This is a genomic window from Clostridium sp. FS41 (assembly GCF_000954015.1).
GTDB classification, from domain to species: Bacteria; Bacillota; Clostridia; order Lachnospirales; family Lachnospiraceae; genus Enterocloster; species Enterocloster citroniae.
In genome coordinates this window covers 102,187-122,913 of the sequence record NZ_JYHN01000056.1, presented here as the reverse complement: position 1 = coordinate 122,913, position 20,727 = coordinate 102,187, and the positions used below count along the sequence as shown (strand labels likewise).

Sequence of the window (20,727 nt, the reverse complement as noted above, 5' to 3'; positions counted from 1 at the left end):
TGCCCTGGTTGATTTTATGGGCAATGCCCAGGTCAATATTCGATCATGGTCCCAAAATGGTCAGACACAACAGGATAAAAGGTTCCGTTAAAGATGGTCCGGCTGGTCCTGACACGGAGAGGCCGGTCAGTCCAGATATAGTCGATGCGCATTCCCGGAATATCACCCCGTTCCTTCCAGCCGTCAATGGCATGGCTGACCGTGATCCCGCTGTCTTTGTCATCCGCCATATCATAGCTGTCATGCCAGCCTGACCGTAACAGAAGATCCCGCCCTTCTCCTTTTATATGGGAAGGGGAGTTAAAGTCGCCCATGAGCCAGGTCCTTGAGCCGGCAGAGCGGGGGAGGTTTTGGCTGATCCTTGCCCACTGATCCTGGAATGGCTCTTCACCGTCATCCCACCATCCCATGTGTACACTGTAGAAATACTCCCTGCCCCAGGGAAGGTCAAGAGAGATCCCCAGGATCTTTCTTGTCTTCCAGTTGGAATAGTCATGGATACCCGTAATGTAAAACTGATGTGTGTCTGAGACAGGAAAGCGGCTGAAAACAGCCAGGCCTTCGTCATATTTGCCGTAACCTGTTTTTGCCCCGCACCAGGTCCACTGGTAAGGGATGCCGCGGCTGGCGAACATGCAGGCCAGTCGGAATCCATGGTTATCCTGCCTTATACCGTTTTCACAAGGCATACAGGGAACATATCCGCACTGTTTCAGGGTCTGCAGGTCAACCGGGGAGGAGGTCTGGGTCTGATTGACTTCCTGAAGGGCGATTATATCAGGCTGTTCTTTCCATATACCCCCGGCAAATGCCAGGAGTTTGGATTCATAGTCTGTCTCTTCCAGACTGTGTGTGTTTAGAGTCAGGAGTTTCATATGGAATACCTCACAGTATATCGTTGATGTCGGATTTCAGCACATCTGCCTTGGGGCCGTATACGGCCTGGATGCCTTCGTCCTTTTTGATCAGTCCCATGGCTCCCTCAGCTTTCCAGGCGGGCAGTTCGGCTACCTTACCCACATCTTTGACAGTGACCCGAAGGCGGGTCATGCATGCATCCACCAGCACAATATTATCCCTTCCGCCCAACAGGGAAATGATGCGTTCTGCCTGGCTGTTTCCGGAAACCGCGGCGCCTGCAGATGGACTGCCTGTTTCATCCGCGGCGCTGTCGTCCGTATAATTACCCAGGCGTCCGGGGGTGGCGAAGCGGAATTTTCCGATCATAAAATAGGCAATGGCATATCCCGCGGCAAAGAAGACAGCAATGCAGATGACAAAATGGATGACATCGCCTCCCAGCCCGGCCCGGATGGACATGGGAATACGGGTGAGAAATTCCAGGTTTCCAAAGGAGTGGAGCCTCAGGTGGATGATGCCTGCCATGGCAAATGCACATCCCTGAAGCACTGCGTATACCAGATACAGGGGAAGCGCACAGAACATGAACATAAATTCCAGGGGCTCGGTAACACCTGTGAGGAATACTGCCAGCACGGTGGACAGGAACATGGACCTGTAATTTTTGCGCTTATCCGGGTCCACACGGCGGTACATGGCCAGGGCAATACCCAGCAGAAGGCCGGTGGCGCCGATCATCTGTCCCACTTTGAAACGTGCCGGTGTCACGGTGGCCAGCAGGTTCTGATACCCGGCGGCGTCTCCTGCATTCTGGAGGTTGATCAGGTCGGTGGCCCATGCCAGCCACAGAGGATCCTGGCCAAACACCTGTGAACCTGCGTTGACGCCTGTGAGGATGGTATAGGTGCCGCCAAAGGAGGTATAGTTCATGGGTATGGTCAGCATGTGGTGCAGGCCAAAGGGAAGCAGGAGGCGCTCCAGGGTTCCGTAGATAAAGGGGGCCAGCACCGGGGAGGTGGAGGAGGAATTGGCTATCCATACTCCAAAGGAGTTGATGCCTGTCTGTACCACCGGCCATACAAGAGCCAGTACCAGGGAAATGATCACGGACCATGCAATGACGACCATGGGAACAAAGCGTTTGCCGTTAAAGAAGGCCAGGGCATCGGGAAGTTTTCTGTAGTTGTAATACTTGTTGTAGATGACACCCCCTGTAAAACCTGCGATGATGCCCACGAACACGCCCATGTTCAGGGCGGGGGCTCCCAGGACAGAGGTAAAGTAACCGTTTACCAGGATCTCCTGTCCAAGGAGGGTGCGGGTGACGGCCGCCGGATCATTCAGGTCCGCGCTGCTGACCCCGAACAGGGCGCCGGTGATCACATTGATAAGGATAAATGCAATGACTGCCGCGAATGCGCCTCCGGCCCGCTCCTTTGCCCAGGAGCCGCCGATGGCAACTGCAAAAAGGATGTGCAGGTTGTTGATAATGGCCCAGCCTATGGTTTCCATGGTGCTTCCCAGTGTGATGACCAGGTTCATATCCCCGCCAGCCATCTGGATCAGCTTTCCCACGCTGATCATGAGACCTGCGGCAGGCATGACAGCGATCACGGTCATCAATACTTTTCCTAGTTTCTGGAGAAAGTCAAAATTGATCAGGGATTTTGACTTCTTTTTAGCAGGTTTTGATACAGGACTGTCATCGGGGGCTGTTTGGGAAGATTCCGCCTCAGGCGGGCACTGGTCCAGCAGGGTGATGACCGCATCCTTTCCCGCTGTTACGGGGCCAAGGGCAGCGTTCATGGAGCGGCCCTCCATGCCTCCGCAGATGAGTACCGGTGTGATGGTGTTGACCTGTTTCTCCTCCAGGCCCTTGAGATCTGCTTCGGCCAGCAGGTCCCCTGCCTTTACTTTGTCACCCGGTTTGACATGGCAGGTAAAAAACTCTCCTTTTAATGAAACGGTCTCAAGTCCGAAATGGACCATGACTTCAATGCCCTCATCCGAGCGCAGGCCATAGGCGTGAAGGGTGTCGGCCACTGAGACGACTTCTCCGTCAACAGGGCTTACCAGCCTGCCGTCCCGGGGCAGGACCGCGATCCCGTCCCCGATGATCTTCTGGGAAAATACCGGATCCGGGACATCTTCCAGGGGAACCACAGTTCCGGTTAAGGGGGAGAGGATCTGGATACCAATACAGCCATCGGTGTTCTTGTTCATTATGTAACCTCCTGAAATGATTTGTTGCATGTTTGCCGTGTTAAACAGGTTGCCGTTTTAGATGGATTGCTATGTTGAAAAATATGTTGCATTGATTACGCAACCGCTTTCGTTAAATATAATCTGTTTGCGTGAAGAAAGCAATACTTATTTTAAAAATGAAGTGTTTTCTACCATTTGCACAAAGAAAACAGCCTGTATTTGTGCAAATTCCCCTCTTGTATTGAGGGGGGAATCATGGGGAACAGTGCAAATGATGAAACTAAATCGCGCAAACAGCGCAAAAAAGTTTGACAAACGTTGCATTAAACCTTACAATATAGAATAAGGATCTATTTTACAACGAATGTCCTGAACCGTTACAAATTATCAATAAGGAGGCGTCCTATGCCTGTTACAATTAAAGATGTTGCCGCCCTTGCGGGGGTGTCCCCCTCAACCGTAAGCCGCACCTGCAAAGATCATCCGTCCATCAGCCGCCAGACCAAGGAGAAGGTGCGCCAGGCCATGGCAAAGCTGGGATATGAGCCGAATTTCCAGGCCAGCAGCCTGGCCACCCAGAATTCCCGGACCATCGGCATCATTTTGCCCCCCTCGGAGTGGGAGGCGTACCAGAACGCATTTTATCTGGAGGTCATCCGCGGAATCAGCCAGTACTGCAATCAGAGACAGTACATTAATACGGTGATCACCGGGCAGAACGAGGAGGAGATCCTTCAGGTGATCAAGAACATGGTCAGGACAGGTCTGGCGGAAGGGTTTATCGTCCTGTATTCCAGGGAACAGGATCCGGTGCTGGATTATCTGTACGAGGAGGGGATCCTCTATGTCCTGGTGGGAAAGGCGTACAGGAATGTGAACCAGACCATTTATGTGGATAACGACAATGTGCTTGCGGGCAAGGAGACTGCTGAGTATCTCCTGGAACTGGGGCATGAGAGGATCGCCTATCTGTCCGGTGACCATTCCCTGCTGTTTAACAACGACAGAAGGATGGGGTATATGCTGGCATTGACAGAACGGGGGATCGGTTTCTTGCCGGAACTGTGTGTGGAGGTACCCTCCGTACCTGAGAAGCAGAATGAGGTGCTCCACGCACTGCTGACCCGCACGGACAGACCCACGGCAGTTCTGGTCAGCGATGATATCCTGGCGGTGGCCCTGGAAAAGGGGTGTATGGAACTGGGGCTTTCCATACCCGGAGATGTGTCCATTATCTCCTTTAACAATTCCCTTCTTGCCAGACTGACCGTTCCCTCCCTCACATCGGTGGATGTAAATTCCTGCCAGCTGGGAACCCAGGCAGCTGCCCAGATGATCGAACACGTGGAAAATCCCGAACTGGTTGCCACTAAGATTATTGTACCACATCATCTGGTAGAACGGGACAGCTGTGCTGTTTACAAAAGGCCGTAGGCTGGCTTAGATCCGGTTTTGGGACTGTTTCGGATAAAATTCTGCTTACGAAAATTCTTAAAATCTGCTATAATAAAGCAAAGAGAACGCTTGTTAAGTTCTGACTGCAGATCGTAATTTTCAGGCACGCTCCAGTAATTTCCCGGGTAAACAAAAGGATTTGTTTCGCTCAAATTCGCTGAGTGAGACAGGTCCTTTTTTTGTATCATAGGAAATTCAGACGGAATTCCTATGATACAAAAAACGCTCCGGTAGATTAATATGAAAATAAAAAAGGAAGGTATTTAAGTATGAAACGAATCAAAGCGGCATGTATCAAACAAACCCTGCATTTTTTGCTGAAGGAGGATATCAACCACGACCTGGCAGTAAAGCTGGTGCGGGAGGAAGTGGACAAATATAAGATGCAGCTGGACCGGAACAGGACCCAGTACAAGATCCTTGCAGAGTCAGTGGAGCCGGATGGGTCTGTAATGGTTGAGATTTTAAAGCAGTATAACACTTCGCCGGTGGGAACGTATCTGGATTGAAAACCGGTCGGCGGGGCATCGGGGACCGGATCCTTTTGCCCCGCTTTTTCTGTACATCTAAAGCTGAGCCGCCGCACGTCTGTCTGAAGATCAGGGGTTCTAAAACATTTGTCTTAAAAGACCCCTCTCCCGGCATTTTGTCAGTGCCAATTCCCGGAAGTCCCACAGTTTCTGGCATTTTTCTGAAATACATCCTATCGTATATCTTCCGCTTGAAAAACACAACATTTAGTGTTAAAATCATATACTGTTGCACAAGCAACAGAATTTTCCAGTATTTTATGATAGGATACCCATATACTTCCGCTGAAGGGAAAGCGGGGGGTATGTAAGCATGTGGATAAAGGAGTGTAGTAAAGATGAAGATTATTAAGAGGAATGGCGCGGAAGAAGATTTTGACATAAACAAGATCGTGGTAGCTGTGTCAAAAGCTAATACGGTGGCCGGAAAGAACAAGCTGAGCCTGGAGCAGATCAAGGATATTGCCGATTATGTGGAGTATAAATGCGATAAACTGAACAGGGCGGTGTCTGTGGAGGAGATCCAGGACATGGTGGAGAACCAGATCATGTCCACCGGCGCGTTTGAACTGGCTAAGGATTATGTGAGATACCGCTATCAGCGCTCCCTTATCCGTAAGGCCAATACCACGGACAACCGTATCCTGTCTTTGATCGAATGTAATAATGAGGATGTGAAACAGGAAAACTCCAATAAGAACCCCACGGTCAACAGCGTGCAGAGGGATTATATGGCCGGTGAGGTGAGCAAGGACCTGACCAAGCGTATGCTTCTTCCCCAGGATATCGTGGAGGCGGACCAGGAGGGGATCATCCATTTCCATGATTCGGATTACTTTGCCCAGCACATGCACAACTGTGACCTGGTAAACCTGGAGGATATGCTGCAGAATGGAACCGTGATCAGCGAGACCAGGATTGAAAAGCCCCACAGCTTTTCCACTGCCTGCAATATTTCCACCCAGATCATTGCCCAGGTGGCCAGCAACCAGTACGGCGGGCAGAGCATCAGCCTGGCTCATCTGGCTCCCTTTGTGGACGTGTCCAGAAAGAAGATTTATGCAGAGGTACTGGAAGAGGTTAAGACATTCGGCTGCGCGCCTTCTGACGAAGCCATCCATGAGGTGGTGGAGAACAGGCTGCGCAAAGAGGTGATCAAGGGCGTGCAGACCATACAGTACCAGGTCATCACACTGATGACCACCAATGGGCAGGCCCCATTCCTGACCGTGTTCATGTACCTGAACGAGGCAGGGAATGAGCGGGAGAAGAAAGACCTGGCCATGATCATTGAGGAAACCCTAAAGCAGCGTTACCAGGGCGTAAAGAATGAGTCCGGCGTATGGATCACCCCCGCATTCCCCAAGCTGATCTATGTGCTGGAGGAGGATAATATAGAGGAAGGGACCGAGTATTATTACCTCACTGAGATGGCTGCCAAATGTACGGCAAAACGTCTGGTCCCCGATTACATTTCCGAGAAAAAGATGAAAGAGCTGAAGGAAGGCAACTGCTTCCCGGTGATGGGATGCCGCAGTGCGCTGAGCCCGTGGAAGGATGAGAATGGGAACTACCAGTTTTACGGCCGTTTTAACCAGGGAGTGGTGACCATCAATCTGGTGGATGTGGCCCTGTCCTCAGGCGGGGATATGGACGCTTTCTGGAAGCTGTTTGATGAAAGGCTGGATCTGTGTTACCGGGGCCTTATGTGCCGGCACAACCGCCTGAAAGGAACCCTGTCAGACGCGGCGCCCATCCTCTGGCAGAACGGCGCGCTGGCAAGGCTGAAAAAGGGAGAAACCATTGACCGTCTGCTGTACGGCGGATACTCCACCATTTCCCTTGGATATGCGGGACTTTATGAGTGCGTGAAGTATATGACAGGGCTGTCACACACAGACCCCGGAGCAACTCCCTTTGCCCTGGAAGTGATGGAGTATATGAATAAGGCGTGTAACCGCTGGAAGGAGGAGACCAATATTGGTTTCAGCATCTACGGTTCCCCCATTGAAAGCACTACCTACAAGTTTGCGAAATGCCTTCAGAAGCGTTTTGGGATCATTGAGGGGATCACGGACAGAAGCTATATTACCAACAGCTATCATGTGAATGTGTCGGAGGAGATCGATGCGTTTTCCAAGCTGAAATTCGAGTCCCAGTTCCAGGCGCTTTCCACAGGCGGCGCCATCAGCTATGTGGAGGTCCCCAACATGCAGCACAACATTCCCGCCGTGCTCCAGCTGATCCGTTATATCTATGACAACATTATGTACGCGGAGCTGAATACAAAGAGCGATTATTGCCAGGAATGCGGGTTTGACGGAGAGATAAAGATCGTCACAGACGAGAGCGGAAAGCTTGTGTGGGAATGCCCCAAGTGCGGAAACCGGGATGAGAATAAGCTGAACGTGGCCAGAAGGACCTGCGGTTATATCGGAACCCAGTTTTGGAACCAGGGAAGGACCCAGGAGATAAAGGAAAGGGTGCTGCATTTATAATATGAACTACGGTGCGATCAAAAAATATGACATTGCCAACGGAGAGGGTGTCAGGGTATCCTTGTTTGTGTCAGGCTGTTCCCATCACTGCACAAACTGCTTTAACCAGGAGGCCTGGGATTTCGCCTTCGGCCGTCCTTTTACCGGGGAAACGCAGCAGGAGATCCTGGCGGCCCTTTCCCCGGAATATATAAACGGCCTTACCCTTTTGGGCGGAGAACCCTTTGAGCCGGAAAACCAGCGTGTGCTGGCGGGGCTTTTAAGACAGGTAAAAGAGAAATATCCTCAAAAGGATATCTGGTGTTATACGGGATATCTGCTGGACCGGGAGCTTTTACAGGAAAGCAGGGCCAGGTGTGAGGTCACGGATGAGATGTTGGGCATGATCGATGTGCTGGTGGACGGAAGGTTTGTGGAGGAGTTAAAGGATATCAGCCTGGCCTTTAAGGGATCCTCTAACCAGAGGATTATAGATGTAAGGCGGTCACTGTGCAGCGGACATGTTGTGATTAAAATGTAACAGCCTTTAAAATGATGTCTGAACTGTTAGAAAATGATAAGAATATAAGAATATCTGCCTCCCGGCGCGTTGCGTTTGCTTTGGGTTAATGTTATAATTATTTAGTTGTGACTTAGCTCAGCTGCAAGTTAAGCTGTAATGTTTGCCGTAGGAGGCTTTTATTATGATAAAAAGGTCAAAGGAAGAGATACAGGAGTTTGCCGGTGAGATCCTGAACCGATATTTTTGTGATTGTGATGTGGACTTCCTGATATCCACCTTTGCAGATGATATTGTCTGGCTTGGGGCAGGGGAACTGCAGAAGGCGGAGGGAAAAGAGGCGGTGGCCGCCTGTTTCCTGGCCGGCCGGGAGGACCTGTCACCCTGCGATATGTATGATGAAGTGTATGAGGTCCGATGCCTGGGCGGCGGCTGTTACCTGTGCGAGGGAACCAGCCGGCTCCAGTCCAAGGAAGGCACTGGCGTGTATGTCAAGGTGCAGCAGAGGGTCACCTTTGTGTTTCAGGAACAGGACGGGGAACTGAAGGTTGTCCATATCCATAACTCGGTGCCCTTCCAGGACATCCAGGAGGGAGAGCTGTTTCCGGCGGAAGCCGGAAGGGAGGAATATCTGAGACTGGAGGGAGTGCTAAAGCGCAGGGAACAGGAATATAAGCAGCAGGCGGATTTCCTGAGCCAGCTCTATAATTCCGTGCCCTGCGGCATTATCCAGTTTTCCACGGATCCCTGCCACAGGGTGGTCAACATAAACAGGATGGTGTGGGAATTCTATGGATACGGGTCCGAGGAGGAGTACCGCGCCGAGGTGAAAAGTCCGGTGCAGCTGGTAAGGGATGAGGACCGGGCGTGGATCGTGGGGCTGATCGACAGCCTTTCCCTGGACGGGGAGAATGCTTCCTACATCCGCCAGGGATCTCGCAGGAACGGACAGCCGGTATGGCTCAGCGTGGTCATGGGCCGGATCGTCAATGCGGACGGGCTGGAGGTGATTCAGGCCGTGTTCACGGATATCACTGATGTAAAGCGCATGGAACAGGAGCAGGAGCGCCAGCAGCTCATCGAGAACCGCTCTCTGAGGGCTGCGATCTGTACAGCCTATCCCCTGATCGTGAGTGTAAACCTGACAAAGGATACATATAACTGCTTTATTGAAGAACAGAATGCATACCCGGTGGAGCGCCAGGGCCGGTATTCGGACATGGTCAGCCATTCGGTCCCACTGATCTATCCCAGCTATCGGGAGGATTTTGCAGCTGCGTTTGACCGGGACAGTGTGCTGGCCCGGTTTGCCTCAGGGGAACGTGAGCTGTATATGGAGCTTCAGCAGATCGGTATGGATGGGGTATACCACTGGATATCCGTACAGCTGATCTATGTGGAAAATCCTTTTAATGGAGATGTGCTGGCCATTGACCTGGTGAAAGTCCTGGATTCCCAGCGCTCAGAGCAGGCCCGCCAGGAGCAGCTTTTGCGGGATGCCCTGGCATCTGCCAAGGCCGCCAACCGGGCTAAGTCTGATTTCCTTTCCAGGATGAGCCATGATATCCGCACGCCCATGAATGCCATTATCGGCATGAGCACCATCGGACAGCTGAAGCTGGAGGATCAAAAAAGCGTTCATGATTGTTTTAGGAAGATCGATGCATCTTCCAGATATTTACTTTCATTGATCAACGATATACTGGACATGTCCAAAATCGAGACCGGGAAAATGGATCTGACCAGCGAGTATTTTGATTTCACGGAGCTGATCGGGGAGATCGATCAGATCATCTATCCCCAGGCCAGGGAAAAGCGGATCCGGTATGAGATATACCATCAGGAACCGTTGGAGCAGTACTATATCGGGGATGCCCTCAGGGTGAAGCAGGTGCTCATGAACCTGCTGTCCAATGCCCTTAAGTTTACCATGGAGGGCGGCAGCATACAGATCTGCATTCAGGAACAAAAGCGCACCAATGGTTTTTCCTATATCCAGTTCTGTGTCAAGGACACGGGGATAGGAATGTCAAAGGAGTTCCGCACCCGTATCTTCCAGCCCTTTGAACAGGAATCCCCGGAGGTTGCCCGCAATAATGTGGGAAGCGGCCTGGGCCTCTCCATTGTGTACAATCTGGTGCAGCTCATGGGAGGCACCATAGAGGTGGAGAGTGAAAAAAACAAGGGGACGGCATTTACGGCAACCATCCCTCTCAAACTGGTGGAGGATGACCGGCAGAAGGAGCAGCAGAGAAAGCAGAAGGAGCTGATGAAAGGTCTGGATGTGCTGGTGGTGGATGACGATCCCGTGGTGGGATGCCAGTGTACGGAGATCCTCAGGGATGCGGGAGCTGTTTGCGTGTGGGTGGACTCGGGATCCAGGGCGGTGGAGGAAGTGAACCATTACCTGAAGAACGGGAAGTATTACCATATCGCCATGATCGACTGGCAGATGCCGGACATGGACGGGGTGGAGACTGCACGGCGGATCCGCGGCCTGGTGGGGCCGGATACCACCATTATCATGATATCGGCGTATGACTGGACTGTGATTGAGCAGGAGGCCAGAGGCGCGGGCGTGGATTATTTTATTTCCAAACCTCTGTTTAGGAGTTCCATCTATGATGCGTTTGCAGGTGCCGTTGACCGGACCCTTCCGGCGGCGGAAAAGGTGGAGAAGACGGATCTGCGCCATTGCAGGGTCCTGCTGGCAGAGGACAATGAACTGAACAGGGAGATTGCCAAAACGCTGCTGGAGATGCACGGCATGGAGGTGGAAACAGCCCATGACGGGCAGGAGGCCCTGGACCTGTTTGAAAAGAACGAGGCAGGGTATTATGATGCCGTGCTCATGGATATTCGGATGCCGGTGATGGACGGACTGGAAGCTACCAGGTCCATTCGTGCACTGGCGCGCCCGGATGGAGGGAAAGTGCCCATACTGGCCATGACGGCCAATGCATTTGAGGAGGATAAGGTGACGGCTTACAAGGCAGGGATGACAGGGTATCTGGTAAAACCCCTGGATATCGACCTGGTATTGGATGAACTAAAGAAGTTTGTGTGACGCGGCAAAAGGCAGGAAGCATACCGGAAGGCAGGAAGCATACCATGAAGAGACGGCAGGGCAGTTTGGGAAGGGAATCCGTTGATACGGCTCCCACGGCCGCTGACTTTCCAAGGCGGATGTGGGATAAGAAGGATATCGGTCCCGATTACAGGAAATACCTGAATATGTGGCTTAGGGCCGGCGTGGACTTAGGATGTGTGATCCTGGTCCCGGCCGCGCGTTATCAGCCGGACATACGGGAATATATGCTCTCATATTTTGGAGATGAAATAATGGTCCTGGAGCGCGGAGAGGATGGGGCTGTCACTAAGACCGTGATAAAAAGAAAGGACATATTCTGCTTTTGCAGTACGGAAGACCTGCTGAGGGGATGTATTTCCATTTACTGGGGAACCCGCTATGAGATCCATCGGACGGCTCTTCCCTACAACCGGGTGCGCCGGGAGCTGTTCCTTCCGGTGGTCAACTGGCTGGCGGACTGCCCGGCGGATTTTTACAGCCCCAAAGCACCGGGCGCAGATGCGGTGCCGCGGCGGCTTAAGGAGGAACAGCCCTCCCTCTATCATTATGGGAAGGATGTTTACCGGTTCGGAAACCGTGGACGCAGATGGGAATGGTGGGGACTGGGCGCCCCCGGGGCTTTCGGGAAAAAGAGGCAGATGAGATCAGCCTGCCTTTCCTGTGAACTGGAAAAAGGACAGGTGTTTATCCTTCAGACAGGCAGCCAGGTGGATATCTGGTACCTGAAGCGGGGGGATGCCCAGGCCTTCGTGGAAGAGCAGGGACGGGAGAAAAAGATCGTGGTCACCGTGAAGTCGGAGCCGGTTATGACCCGGTCCTTTCGGGTGCGCTGATCCAATGCTGTTGATAAACGGATACCTTCCGTGGACAAGGGGGGCGTGTGTGCCCTTGTCCACTGAGGGTATGGAATGCAGATAATATTACATGTTAAACGGGTATGGATAAGCGGGGATCCATACCCGTTTGTATATATATCTTAGTTTGTACATATATCTTAGTTTGTATATATCCTGGATTCCCGGTCTGCCCGGAGTTCCGCCTCACAGCGTGTTCCTGTACTGCCGCGGTGTCATTCCGGTCAGCTGTTTAAATTTCTTGGAGAAATAAAAACCGTCCTGAAAGCCGGTCCTGGCAGCGATTTCCGCAATGGATAAAGGGCTTTCCAACAGCATTTCCTTGGCGGCTTCCACCCGTATACGGCTGACATAGGCCATGGGGGATAGGGATAAGTGCCGGTTAAACAGCTTTATGACATAGCTGGGGCTCAGGGATACGGTGCTGCACAGCGTCTTTAGGGTGATGTCCTCCATGTAGTGCTGCCTGATGTATGCGGTGATCCGGCGGAGCCTGCGGGTGTTCATGTCCTCCCGGTCCGGGGACTGGTTCTGGAGGGCCACACCGCACAGGAACTGCTGGAGTATGTTCTTTTCCTCCCAGTAATTGATGGGATCTGAATCTGTCCGCATCTTATGGATTCGGGACATCAGCTCCCGCAGTTTGGCATAGTTGTCCATGGAGCATGCGGCCGGAAGGTCAAAGGGCTCCTGGCTGCGCTTAAAGGACCACTCCTCATTTTCAGGATAAGGTACGGACTGATAGTGATAGCGGGCGCTTTCATCGTACAGCCAGACCTCGTTTTTATGTGCGGCAACGGCGCAGGATATGTTGATGGAGTAATAGTCCACCAGGTTCTTGCCCGGGTTCAGATTATATGGGATTCCTTTGATGGAGGGAATGTAGACCAGATCCCCCTCGCATACCGGGCAGATTTCCTCCCCCACAGTGAAAACGCCCTGTCCCCTGGTGATCAGATAGAACTCATGGCGGTCCTCCTTGCCTGTCTTGCCGCGATACCATCCGGAGAAATTCCTGCGCCGGCTGCTGTTGCCAAGATAGGGGATCAGAAACAGGTTTTTTGAATCAATGAATGTCTGCAGATCTAACATTTGCTTCCCCCCTGATGATTGTGGTGTACTCTCGGAGCCCCCTGGTGCTCAGGTTTGTGTGCGGCCGGCGGAAAATCAGCCGGAAATCTGAATACCGGGGGACGCGGAGAGTATGGATCCAATGATAATGCCATTATATCTCCTTTGTCATGAGATAGAAACGGAAAATGATAAATTTTAGTACGATTTTTTACATGTATTGCAATAAAATCCATGTTCATGAGGGGATATCTGTGTTATTTTTTCCATATAAGCCATATGAGCCAAAGGAAGGCCGCAGGAGGGGCAAAGAGAGATGACAAATGTATTATGTACCAGATGGATACCCGGAGAGTGTGAAGCGGAGTATGGGGATGTATTTCAGTTCATCTGTCCGGAAAAGGAGGGGGGAAGCTTTGCCCGGGAGGAATTGCTGGAACTGATGCCCCGGGCTGACATATTGTTTTCCATTGCAGGTACTCCTGTTACAAGGGATATGATTGACCGGGGAAGCAGTCCTGAGCATGGAAGGGGCGTTGGGCAGGGGAGCAGTCCGGAGTATGGAAGGGGCGTTGGGCAGGGGAGCAGTCCTGAACAGGGGAGCGGCATTGGGCAGGGCCGCGGCCTGAAGATCATAGCCAGCCTGGGGGTGGGATATGACCATGTGGATGTGGAATATGCCGCTGAGAAGAGGATTCCCGTGGTAAACAGTCCCACCCAGGTGACTGAGCCCACTGCGGAGCATACCATTGCCCTGGTTATGGGGATTTTCCACAACCTGTACCGGTATACGGCCCAGGTCGGGGCGGGGATTTGGAATACATCGGCCTTTGGGATGACCCAGACCTCCGTATCGGGCCATGTGCTGGGGATCGTGGGAATGGGCCGGATCGGGCAGTGTGTGGGGAAAAAGGCCGCCGCCCTGGGAATGAAGGTGCTTTACTATGATCCCCTTCGCCTGGCGGAGGAAAAGGAGAGGGAGAATGGGTTTGAGTACGGTTCCCTGGCGGAGGTGCTGGAGAAAAGTGACTGCGTTACCCTGCATGTGCCCTACACGGGAGAGAATCGCCATATGTTTGGCAGGGAGGCGTTTGCCCGAATGAAGCAGGGCGCCTATTTTGTCAATGCATCCAGAGGCGGCCTGGTGGATACCGCGGCTTTGGCAGATGCCCTGAGGTCAGGACGGTTAAAGGGAGCGGCCCTGGATGTGTTTGAAAAGGAACCGTATACCACAGGGGAGCTTGCGGGTCTGGATCAGGTGATCCTGACACCCCATGTGGCCAGTGAGACGTGGGATGCCAGGATGAATATGGCAAGGGAGTGCCTGGACGGAGCCAGGGAGCTGCTCCTGGGAAACAGGCCCGCCAATGTGGTGAATCCCCAGGTATTGGAATACGTTGATAAGGGCAGGGAGACTGGGGAGGAATGATATGGAAAAAATAAATGAGATGAACATAAAGACAGCCTCCTGCCCCTCTCAGCTGAGGATCACTGACATGAGGTTTACCGATATTGTGGGAGCGCCCATGGACTGCACCATTCTCAGGATCGATACGAATCAGGGGATCAGCGGATACGGGGAGATCCGGGATTTCTCCAACCGGTTCTACGCCCTGGAACTGAAGCGCCTGATCCTGGGAGAGAATCCGTGCGGCATCAACCGTATATTCCGAAAGATCCGGCAGTTTGGGGGACATGCCAGGCAGGGCGGAGGCGTCAGTGGGATAGAGGCTGCTCTGTGGGACCTGGCAGGTAAGGCATATGGGATTCCCGTTTACCAGATGCTGGGAGGAAAATGCCGTGACAGCATAAGGATCTACTGTGATACGGACGTTGGCGGAAAGCACACAGGATCGGATATGGGGCGTGCCCTGCGATCCAGGATGGACAGCGGATATACCATGCTGAAAATGGACTTGGGCGTGGACCTCCTGGTCAATGTGGAAGGCGCCCTCAACGCCCCTCTGGGATATGTGGAACGGATGCGCCGGTTTGACCAGGAGGAATTGTCCTTTGGAATAACGGATAAAAGATTTGCTGATTTTATGAGCGTCCCTCATCCGTTTACCGGCCTTTCCATCACGGAGACGGGCCTGGACTATCTGGAGGATTATGTAAAACAGGCCAGGGACATGGTGGGGTACGAGATACCGCTGGCCATTGACCACATTGGACATGTGAATTATCAGACCTGTCTTAAGCTGGCCAGGCGGCTGGAAAAGTTTAATATTTTCTGGATGGAGGACTGTGTGCCCTGGTTTTACACAGAACAGTGGAAAGCGCTCAGCGACCACACCTGCATACCCATGTGTACGGGTGAGGATATATTCGGCCGCGAGGCCTTCCGCCCCCTGATCGACAACCGCGCCGTATCTGTAATACATCCGGACGTGCTCACAGCGGGAGGGATCGGGGAGACTCTGCACATTATCACAATGGCGGAGGAAAAGGGAATTGCGGCCGCGGTACATATGGCGGAGACGCCGGTGGGATGCATGGCTGCCGCCCATGTATGCGCGGCGGCGGGGGATAACCTCCTGGCCATGGAATATCACGCCCATGATGTGGACTGGTGGGACAGCATGGTGAAGGGAAGTACACAGCCTATTGTGGACAGGGGATGGCTGAAACTTAAGGACAGGCCGGGGCTTGGGATCGAGGAACTGGATGATGAGGTACTTGTAAGCCACATCAATCCCCAACGGCCGGGATTGTGGAAGAGCACGGACGAATGGGACCATGAATGGTCTCATGACAGGATTTGGAGCTGACCATAAAAGGTGTACTCTCGGAGACTCCGAGAGTACATAAAATTAATGAGGAGGATCATACCAATGTGGAAAAATGAAGACGAAATGTTTGCTTTAATGAAAGAGAAACTGTACACGCCTGTGGTGGGGGATATCCTGGATGTTATGGGTTATTCCCACCAGTTCCTGCCGGCTGCCATCCAGCCCCTGAGGGATGGCATGAAGGTGGCGGGCAAGGCATGTACAATTCTGGAGTGTAATGTATACCAGGCTCAGAAAAAGCCCTTTGGACTGTTGACAGAGGCATTGGACCAGCTGGAGAAGAATGAGGTTTACATTGCCACAGGCGCGCACAACAGCGCCATGTGGGGAGAGATACTGACAGCCACTGCCCGGATGCGCGGAGCCGTGGGCGCGGTTCTTGACGGATATACCAGGGATACGCCCCAGGTTCTGGAGCAGGACTTCCCGGTATTTGCAACCGGGCGCTGGGCCCAGGATTCCAGCATACGCACCAATGTTATTGATTTCAGGTGCACCATTGAAATCGGAGGCGTGATCATACATGACGGCGACCTGGTATTCGGTGACATGGACGGCGTTCTTATCATCCCCAAGGAAGCGGCCATCCGGTGTATTGAGGATGCTTTAAAAAAGGCGGCCGGTGAAAAGCAGGTGAGGAAGGCCATTGAAAACGGTATGTCCGCCACAGAGGCCTTCCATAAATTCGGCATCTTATAAAGTCCTGTTGTGGGCAATAAACTCCCGGAACTGCTCCAGGCTGTGATTGATCACCAGGCGTTCCGGGAAATCCGCTTCCTCCAAAAGAGGCTGGACGTGATCCAGGTTGGCGATGTCCGAGGTAAAATGGGCATCGCTGCTTGCTATGACAGGAACCTGCTGCTTGCGGCACAGGTCCAGCATCACGAGGGTATTTTCACGGGCGTGTTTGCGGGTGGGGGTGCGCAGGGAGTTGTTGTTGATCTCCAGCAGGGTGTGATGCCTCTTGGCTGCTGCCACCACTTCCTCATAGATCAGGGGACAGCTTCCGTCATCCGGGTGGCTGATGATATCCACATAGGGATTGGCGATGGCTCCCAGGATGGCGTCTGTGTTTTCCCTGGGGGAGCCTGGTTTATAACACATCTTGTGTATTCCGGCGATCCTCAGGTCCAGGTGCTTCATGTAGCGCTCCCCCAGATCCAGGGTGCCCTTATGATCAATGATATTGATCTCAGCTCCCAGCATCAGCTGGATGCCGAACATCTGACGCGGGACCACCTTCAGGTTCAGAAAGTAGATGTCCTTACAGGATCCGGCAATACCTTTGGTGTGCTCAGTGATGCCTAACAGCTTCAGTCCTTGCCGGGAGGCGGCGGATGCCATCTCGGTTATGGTGGCGTAAGCGTGTCCGCTGGCAATGGTGTGGGTGTGGACGTCAAGCTCAATTGGTGTCATGTTCCATTCCTCATTTCTTAAACGCAGATTTACCCTTAAGCGGACAAGGGGCGTGTGTCCGCTTGTCCGCTGGGGGTAGTGTAGATCAATGGTATATAGTCTACCACAAATCCTTGATAAAATCACAGATTTGTGGTAGACTTTCATAAAACGCAGCTGTCTGCCACCGGGTAGGCGGCCTGAAGCAGGGTTATGGTGTCCATGGCCCGCTTCTGTGCCTGAACACATTCCGTTAGGTCTTGGCGTGTGTTTGAACATTCCTTTCCTCCATCCGTGCCCCTGTTTTGGATCGCGTCTGCCGGAAAGGAATGTTCAAATACACTCTGGAAGGAATGGGTCCGGGCATTTTTTTGTCCTATCTTATATTGAACGGAGGAGAGAACATGAGTGAAAATAACCATATAGGAAGGGAATTTATAAAATACACCGGCCTGAATGTCCTTGGCATGATAGGTCTTTCCTGTTACATACTGGCGGATACGTTTTTTGTGTCAAAGGCCATGGGCACCAATGGGCTGGCTGCCCTGAACCTGGCGATCTCCGTGTACAGCCTGATCAGCGCCACGGGTCTGATGCTGGGGATCGGGGGAGCGACACGCTTTTCTATTTTCCATATCCAGGGAAATCAGGAGGAGGGGAGGAGGGGATTTACACGGACGGTTCTGCTGGGACTTATGGCAGGAGCCGTATTTTTTGCGGCAGGTGTTTTGGCAGCGCCTCTGATCGCAGGGATACTGGGAGCCAACGGGGATATATTGGGGGACACGGCCGTCTATCTCAGGGTCATACTCTGTTTTGCACCCTGTTTTATCATGAACAACATTCTGCTGGCGTTTGTGCGCAATGACGGAAACCCAAGGATATCCATGGCCGCCATGCTGACGGGAAGCATGGCCAATATTATTCTGGATTATGTATTCATGTTCCCCTTTTCCATGGGGATGTTTGGGGCCGCGTTTGCCACAGGGCTGGCGCCGGTCATAAGCATGGGGGTGCTTGCGCTGCATCTGTCCAGCAAAAAGAGCAGCCTGCATCTGCGCTCATCCAAGTGGAGATGGAAGGAGGCGCTTTCCATACTGTCACCGGGCGTTTCCTCCTTTGTCACGGAAATGTCATCAGGGGTCGTGCTCATTGTATTCAATCTGGTGATCCTGAGGCTGGCAGGCAATACAGGGGTGGCTGCCTATGGGATCGTTGCGAACCTGGCCCTGGTGGTGACCGCCGTGTTCACAGGGATCGCCCAGGGAATCCAGCCCCTTGTAAGCCGCGGATACGGGGCAGGGGACGGTAAAATGCTGAACATGATCCTTCGATCCGCCATGGTCTTGTCCCTGTCCCTGGCCGTGGGCATCTATATCAGCGCCAATGTGTGCTCAGGGACCGTGATCGCGGTTTTCAACAGCGAGGGCAGCCGGGATCTGGCAATGATTGCGGAAAGAGGGATCCGGCTGTATTTTGCGGGATTCCTCTTTGCGGGGCTGAACATTGTGAGCGCCGCCTTTTTAAGTGCGGTGATGGAGACGGGAAAGGCGTTTGGCGTCTCTGCGATCAGGGGATGTGCGGCGATCATTCCCCTGGCAGTCCTCCTTCCCATGGTATTTGGAATGGATGGTGTGTGGATGGCCTTTGTGCTGGCTGAGATGGCTGCCTGCGGGGTATCCGCCCGGGGGATTCTGGGCTTTGGCCGTTCATTTTCCCGTGTCACACCTTCATCTCACGAAACAGATTGACCATCTCAATGGCGCCCAGGGCGCATTCGTATCCTTTGTTGCCCGCTTTGGTTCCGGCCCGTTCAATGGCCTGTTCGATGGTATCCGTGGTCAGCACCCCGAACATCACAGGCAGGCCGTTTGAAAGGGAGGCCTGGGCAATGCCCTTGGACACCTCGCTGCAGACATAGTCATAATGGCTGGTGCTTCCGCGGATGACGGCGCCCAGGCAGATGACGGCATCGTATTTTCTGCTGGCAGCCATCTTGGCAGCCGCCAGCGGGATCTCAAAAGCGCCCGGCACCCAGGCCACATCGATCTCCTCCTCCCGCACATTGAGTCGTTTCAGGCCGTCCAGCGCTCCTCCCAAAAGTTTAGAGGTGATAAATTCATTAAAGCGGGCCGCTACGATCCCCACCCTTATCTGCTCTGATACAAGTTTTCCTTCATATATTGTCATGATCATTTCTCCTTTTTGGTTTTGTGTACCCTCGGAGTCTCCGAGAGTACACTTTTATGTTCAAAAGTGTATGTTTCCTTACCTGTAGTTCAGGATATGTCCCATGCGTTTCTGCTTTGTTTTCAGGTAAAAGATGTCATGGTCCGTTGCCTCGATCTGGATGGGGACCCGTTCCGTGATCTCCATGCCGAAACCGGACAGCTGGTAGACCTTATCCGGATTATTGGTGAGCAGCCGCAGGGTCTTTACCCCGAGATCCCTTAAAATCTGCGCTCCGATATAATACTCCCTCATGTCACCGTCAAATCCAAGGGCCAGATTGGCATCCAGGGTATCCATGCCTTGGTCCTGGAGCTGGTAGGCCCTCAGTTTATTGATCAGGCCGATGCCCCGCCCCTCCTGGCGCATGTACAGCAGGATGCCCCGCCCCTCTTTTTCGATCCGCTCCATGGCAGCGGCAAACTGCTGGCCGCAGTCGCACCGCATGGAGCCAAATGCATCGCCGGTCAGGCATTCGGAATGGACCCTGCAGAGCAGGCCGCGCCCGTCCCCGATCTCCCCCTTTACCAGAGCCACATGGTGTTCTCCGTTTAACCGGTTCACATAGCCATATGCTTTAAAATCTCCGTACCGGGTGGGCATACTGGTCACCGCCATGCATTCCACCAGGCATTCGTGCTGCTTGCGGTAATCCTTGATGGCTTGGATGGTGATAAAGGAAAGCCCCCACTTGCGGGCCAGGTCCATAAGCTCCGGAGTCCGCATCATGGTCCCGTCCTCTTTCATGATCTCACAGCACAGGCCGCACTCCTTTAAACCTGCCAGACGCATCAGGTCCACGGTGGCTTCCGTGTGGCCTTCCCGCTCCAGGACCCCGTTTTTTCTGGCCATCAGGGGGAACATATGGCCGGGCCTGCGAAAGTCCCCGGGCCGTGCATGGTCATCCGTGCAGAAGCGGGCGGTGGCCCCCCGTTCGGCCGCGGAAATGCCGGTGGTGGTGCTTACATGGTCCACGGATACTGTAAAGGCGGTTTCGTGGTTGTCGCCATTGTCCGCCACCATTTGGGGAAATTCCAGTTTACGGCAGAGCTCCATACTCATGGGCATGCAGATCAGCCCCTTGCCGTGTACTGCCATAAAGTTGACATTTTCCGTTGTGGCGTACTGGGCGGCGCAGATAAAATCCCCCTCATTTTCCCTGTCCTCATGGTCGGTTACCAGGATGATCCTGCCCTTTTGCAGGTCTTTAAGGGCATCTTCCACTGTGTTGAACTGAAACATATACT

At 53.0% G+C, this 20,727-nt stretch carries 16 protein-coding genes; 10 read left to right on the top strand and 6 right to left on the bottom strand.

Annotated elements, in window-relative coordinates:
• Positions 1-32: 32 nt before the first annotated feature.
• Positions 33-875, bottom strand: a complete 843-nt coding sequence (locus CLFS41_RS11050) for an endonuclease/exonuclease/phosphatase family protein (RefSeq protein WP_007867276.1) — start codon at positions 873-875, stop codon at positions 33-35.
• Between the two features lie 10 nt (positions 876-885).
• Positions 886-3,084 (bottom strand): PTS transporter subunit IIBC, encoded by a 2,199-nt coding sequence (locus CLFS41_RS11045; RefSeq protein ID WP_082082562.1) that lies wholly within the window; start codon positions 3,082-3,084, stop codon positions 886-888.
• Between the two features lie 387 nt (positions 3,085-3,471).
• Here CLFS41_RS11045 and CLFS41_RS11040 point away from each other — a divergent pair, with 387 nt between their 5' ends.
• The 6 genes from CLFS41_RS11040 to CLFS41_RS11015 all read left to right on the top strand — a co-directional run bounded on the left by CLFS41_RS11040 (position 3,472) and on the right by CLFS41_RS11015 (position 11,972).
• Positions 3,472-4,500 (top strand): LacI family DNA-binding transcriptional regulator, encoded by a 1,029-nt coding sequence (locus tag CLFS41_RS11040; protein ID WP_007867269.1) that lies wholly within the window; start codon positions 3,472-3,474, stop codon positions 4,498-4,500.
• Between the two features lie 290 nt (positions 4,501-4,790).
• Entirely contained in the window at positions 4,791-5,030 is a 240-nt protein-coding gene (locus tag CLFS41_RS11035) for a hypothetical protein (RefSeq protein WP_007867266.1), read from the top strand.
• Positions 5,031-5,389: 359 nt separating this feature from the next.
• Positions 5,390-7,549: an anaerobic ribonucleoside-triphosphate reductase gene (gene nrdD, locus CLFS41_RS11030; RefSeq protein WP_045092306.1), complete on the top strand. Its 2,160-nt coding sequence runs from the start codon at positions 5,390-5,392 to the stop codon at positions 7,547-7,549.
• Between the two features lies 1 nt (position 7,550).
• A complete protein-coding gene (gene nrdG, locus CLFS41_RS11025) occupies positions 7,551-8,069 on the top strand; it encodes an anaerobic ribonucleoside-triphosphate reductase activating protein (RefSeq protein ID WP_007867260.1) in 519 nt (172 codons plus the stop codon).
• A gap of 163 nt (positions 8,070-8,232) precedes the next feature.
• Complete coding sequence (locus CLFS41_RS11020; RefSeq protein WP_045092305.1) at positions 8,233-11,115, top strand: response regulator; 2,883 nt, start codon at positions 8,233-8,235, stop codon at positions 11,113-11,115.
• 44 nt (positions 11,116-11,159) lie between these two features.
• Positions 11,160-11,972 (top strand): hypothetical protein, encoded by an 813-nt coding sequence (locus tag CLFS41_RS11015; RefSeq protein WP_045092304.1) that lies wholly within the window; start codon positions 11,160-11,162, stop codon positions 11,970-11,972.
• A 207-nt stretch (positions 11,973-12,179) separates the two neighbouring features.
• On the opposite strand, the gene CLFS41_RS11010 is transcribed toward CLFS41_RS11015, so the two are convergent.
• Positions 12,180-13,085, bottom strand: a complete 906-nt coding sequence (locus CLFS41_RS11010) for an AraC family transcriptional regulator (RefSeq protein WP_045092303.1) — start codon at positions 13,083-13,085, stop codon at positions 12,180-12,182.
• 295 nt (positions 13,086-13,380) lie between these two features.
• Between CLFS41_RS11010 and CLFS41_RS11005 the strand changes: the two genes are divergently transcribed.
• The 3 genes from CLFS41_RS11005 (at position 13,381) to CLFS41_RS10995 (ending at position 16,555) form a co-directional block, all read left to right on the top strand.
• Positions 13,381-14,493, top strand: coding sequence for an NAD(P)-dependent oxidoreductase (locus tag CLFS41_RS11005; RefSeq protein WP_045092302.1), 1,113 nt, complete (start codon positions 13,381-13,383; stop codon positions 14,491-14,493).
• Between the two features lies 1 nt (position 14,494).
• Positions 14,495-15,835 (top strand): mandelate racemase/muconate lactonizing enzyme family protein, encoded by a 1,341-nt coding sequence (locus CLFS41_RS11000; protein WP_045092301.1) that lies wholly within the window; start codon positions 14,495-14,497, stop codon positions 15,833-15,835.
• Between the two features lie 63 nt (positions 15,836-15,898).
• The gene (locus CLFS41_RS10995; RefSeq protein ID WP_007867242.1) at positions 15,899-16,555 is read left to right on the top strand and encodes an RraA family protein; all 657 of its coding nucleotides are present in this window, start codon (positions 15,899-15,901) and stop codon (positions 16,553-16,555) included.
• Here CLFS41_RS10995 and CLFS41_RS10990 read toward each other — a convergent pair.
• Positions 16,550-17,272: a phosphatase gene (locus CLFS41_RS10990; protein WP_007867239.1), complete on the bottom strand. Its 723-nt coding sequence runs from the start codon at positions 17,270-17,272 to the stop codon at positions 16,550-16,552. The two genes, CLFS41_RS10995 and CLFS41_RS10990, sit on opposite strands and share 6 nt — an antisense overlap.
• Positions 17,273-17,655: 383 nt before the next feature.
• Here CLFS41_RS10990 and CLFS41_RS10985 point away from each other — a divergent pair, with 383 nt between their 5' ends.
• On the top strand, positions 17,656-19,002 hold the full coding sequence (locus CLFS41_RS10985) for an MATE family efflux transporter (RefSeq protein WP_045092386.1): 1,347 nt from the start codon (positions 17,656-17,658) through the stop codon (positions 19,000-19,002).
• Here CLFS41_RS10985 and ribE read toward each other — a convergent pair.
• Together ribE and CLFS41_RS10975 are read right to left on the bottom strand one after the other, a co-directional pair.
• On the bottom strand, positions 18,974-19,441 hold the full coding sequence (ribE, locus tag CLFS41_RS10980; protein ID WP_007867216.1) for a 6,7-dimethyl-8-ribityllumazine synthase: 468 nt from the start codon (positions 19,439-19,441) through the stop codon (positions 18,974-18,976). The two genes, CLFS41_RS10985 and ribE, sit on opposite strands and share 29 nt — an antisense overlap.
• Positions 19,442-19,519: 78 nt before the next feature.
• Positions 19,520-20,722, bottom strand: a complete 1,203-nt coding sequence (locus tag CLFS41_RS10975) for a bifunctional 3,4-dihydroxy-2-butanone-4-phosphate synthase/GTP cyclohydrolase II (protein ID WP_045092300.1) — start codon at positions 20,720-20,722, stop codon at positions 19,520-19,522.
• Between the last annotated feature and the right edge of the window lie 5 nt (positions 20,723-20,727).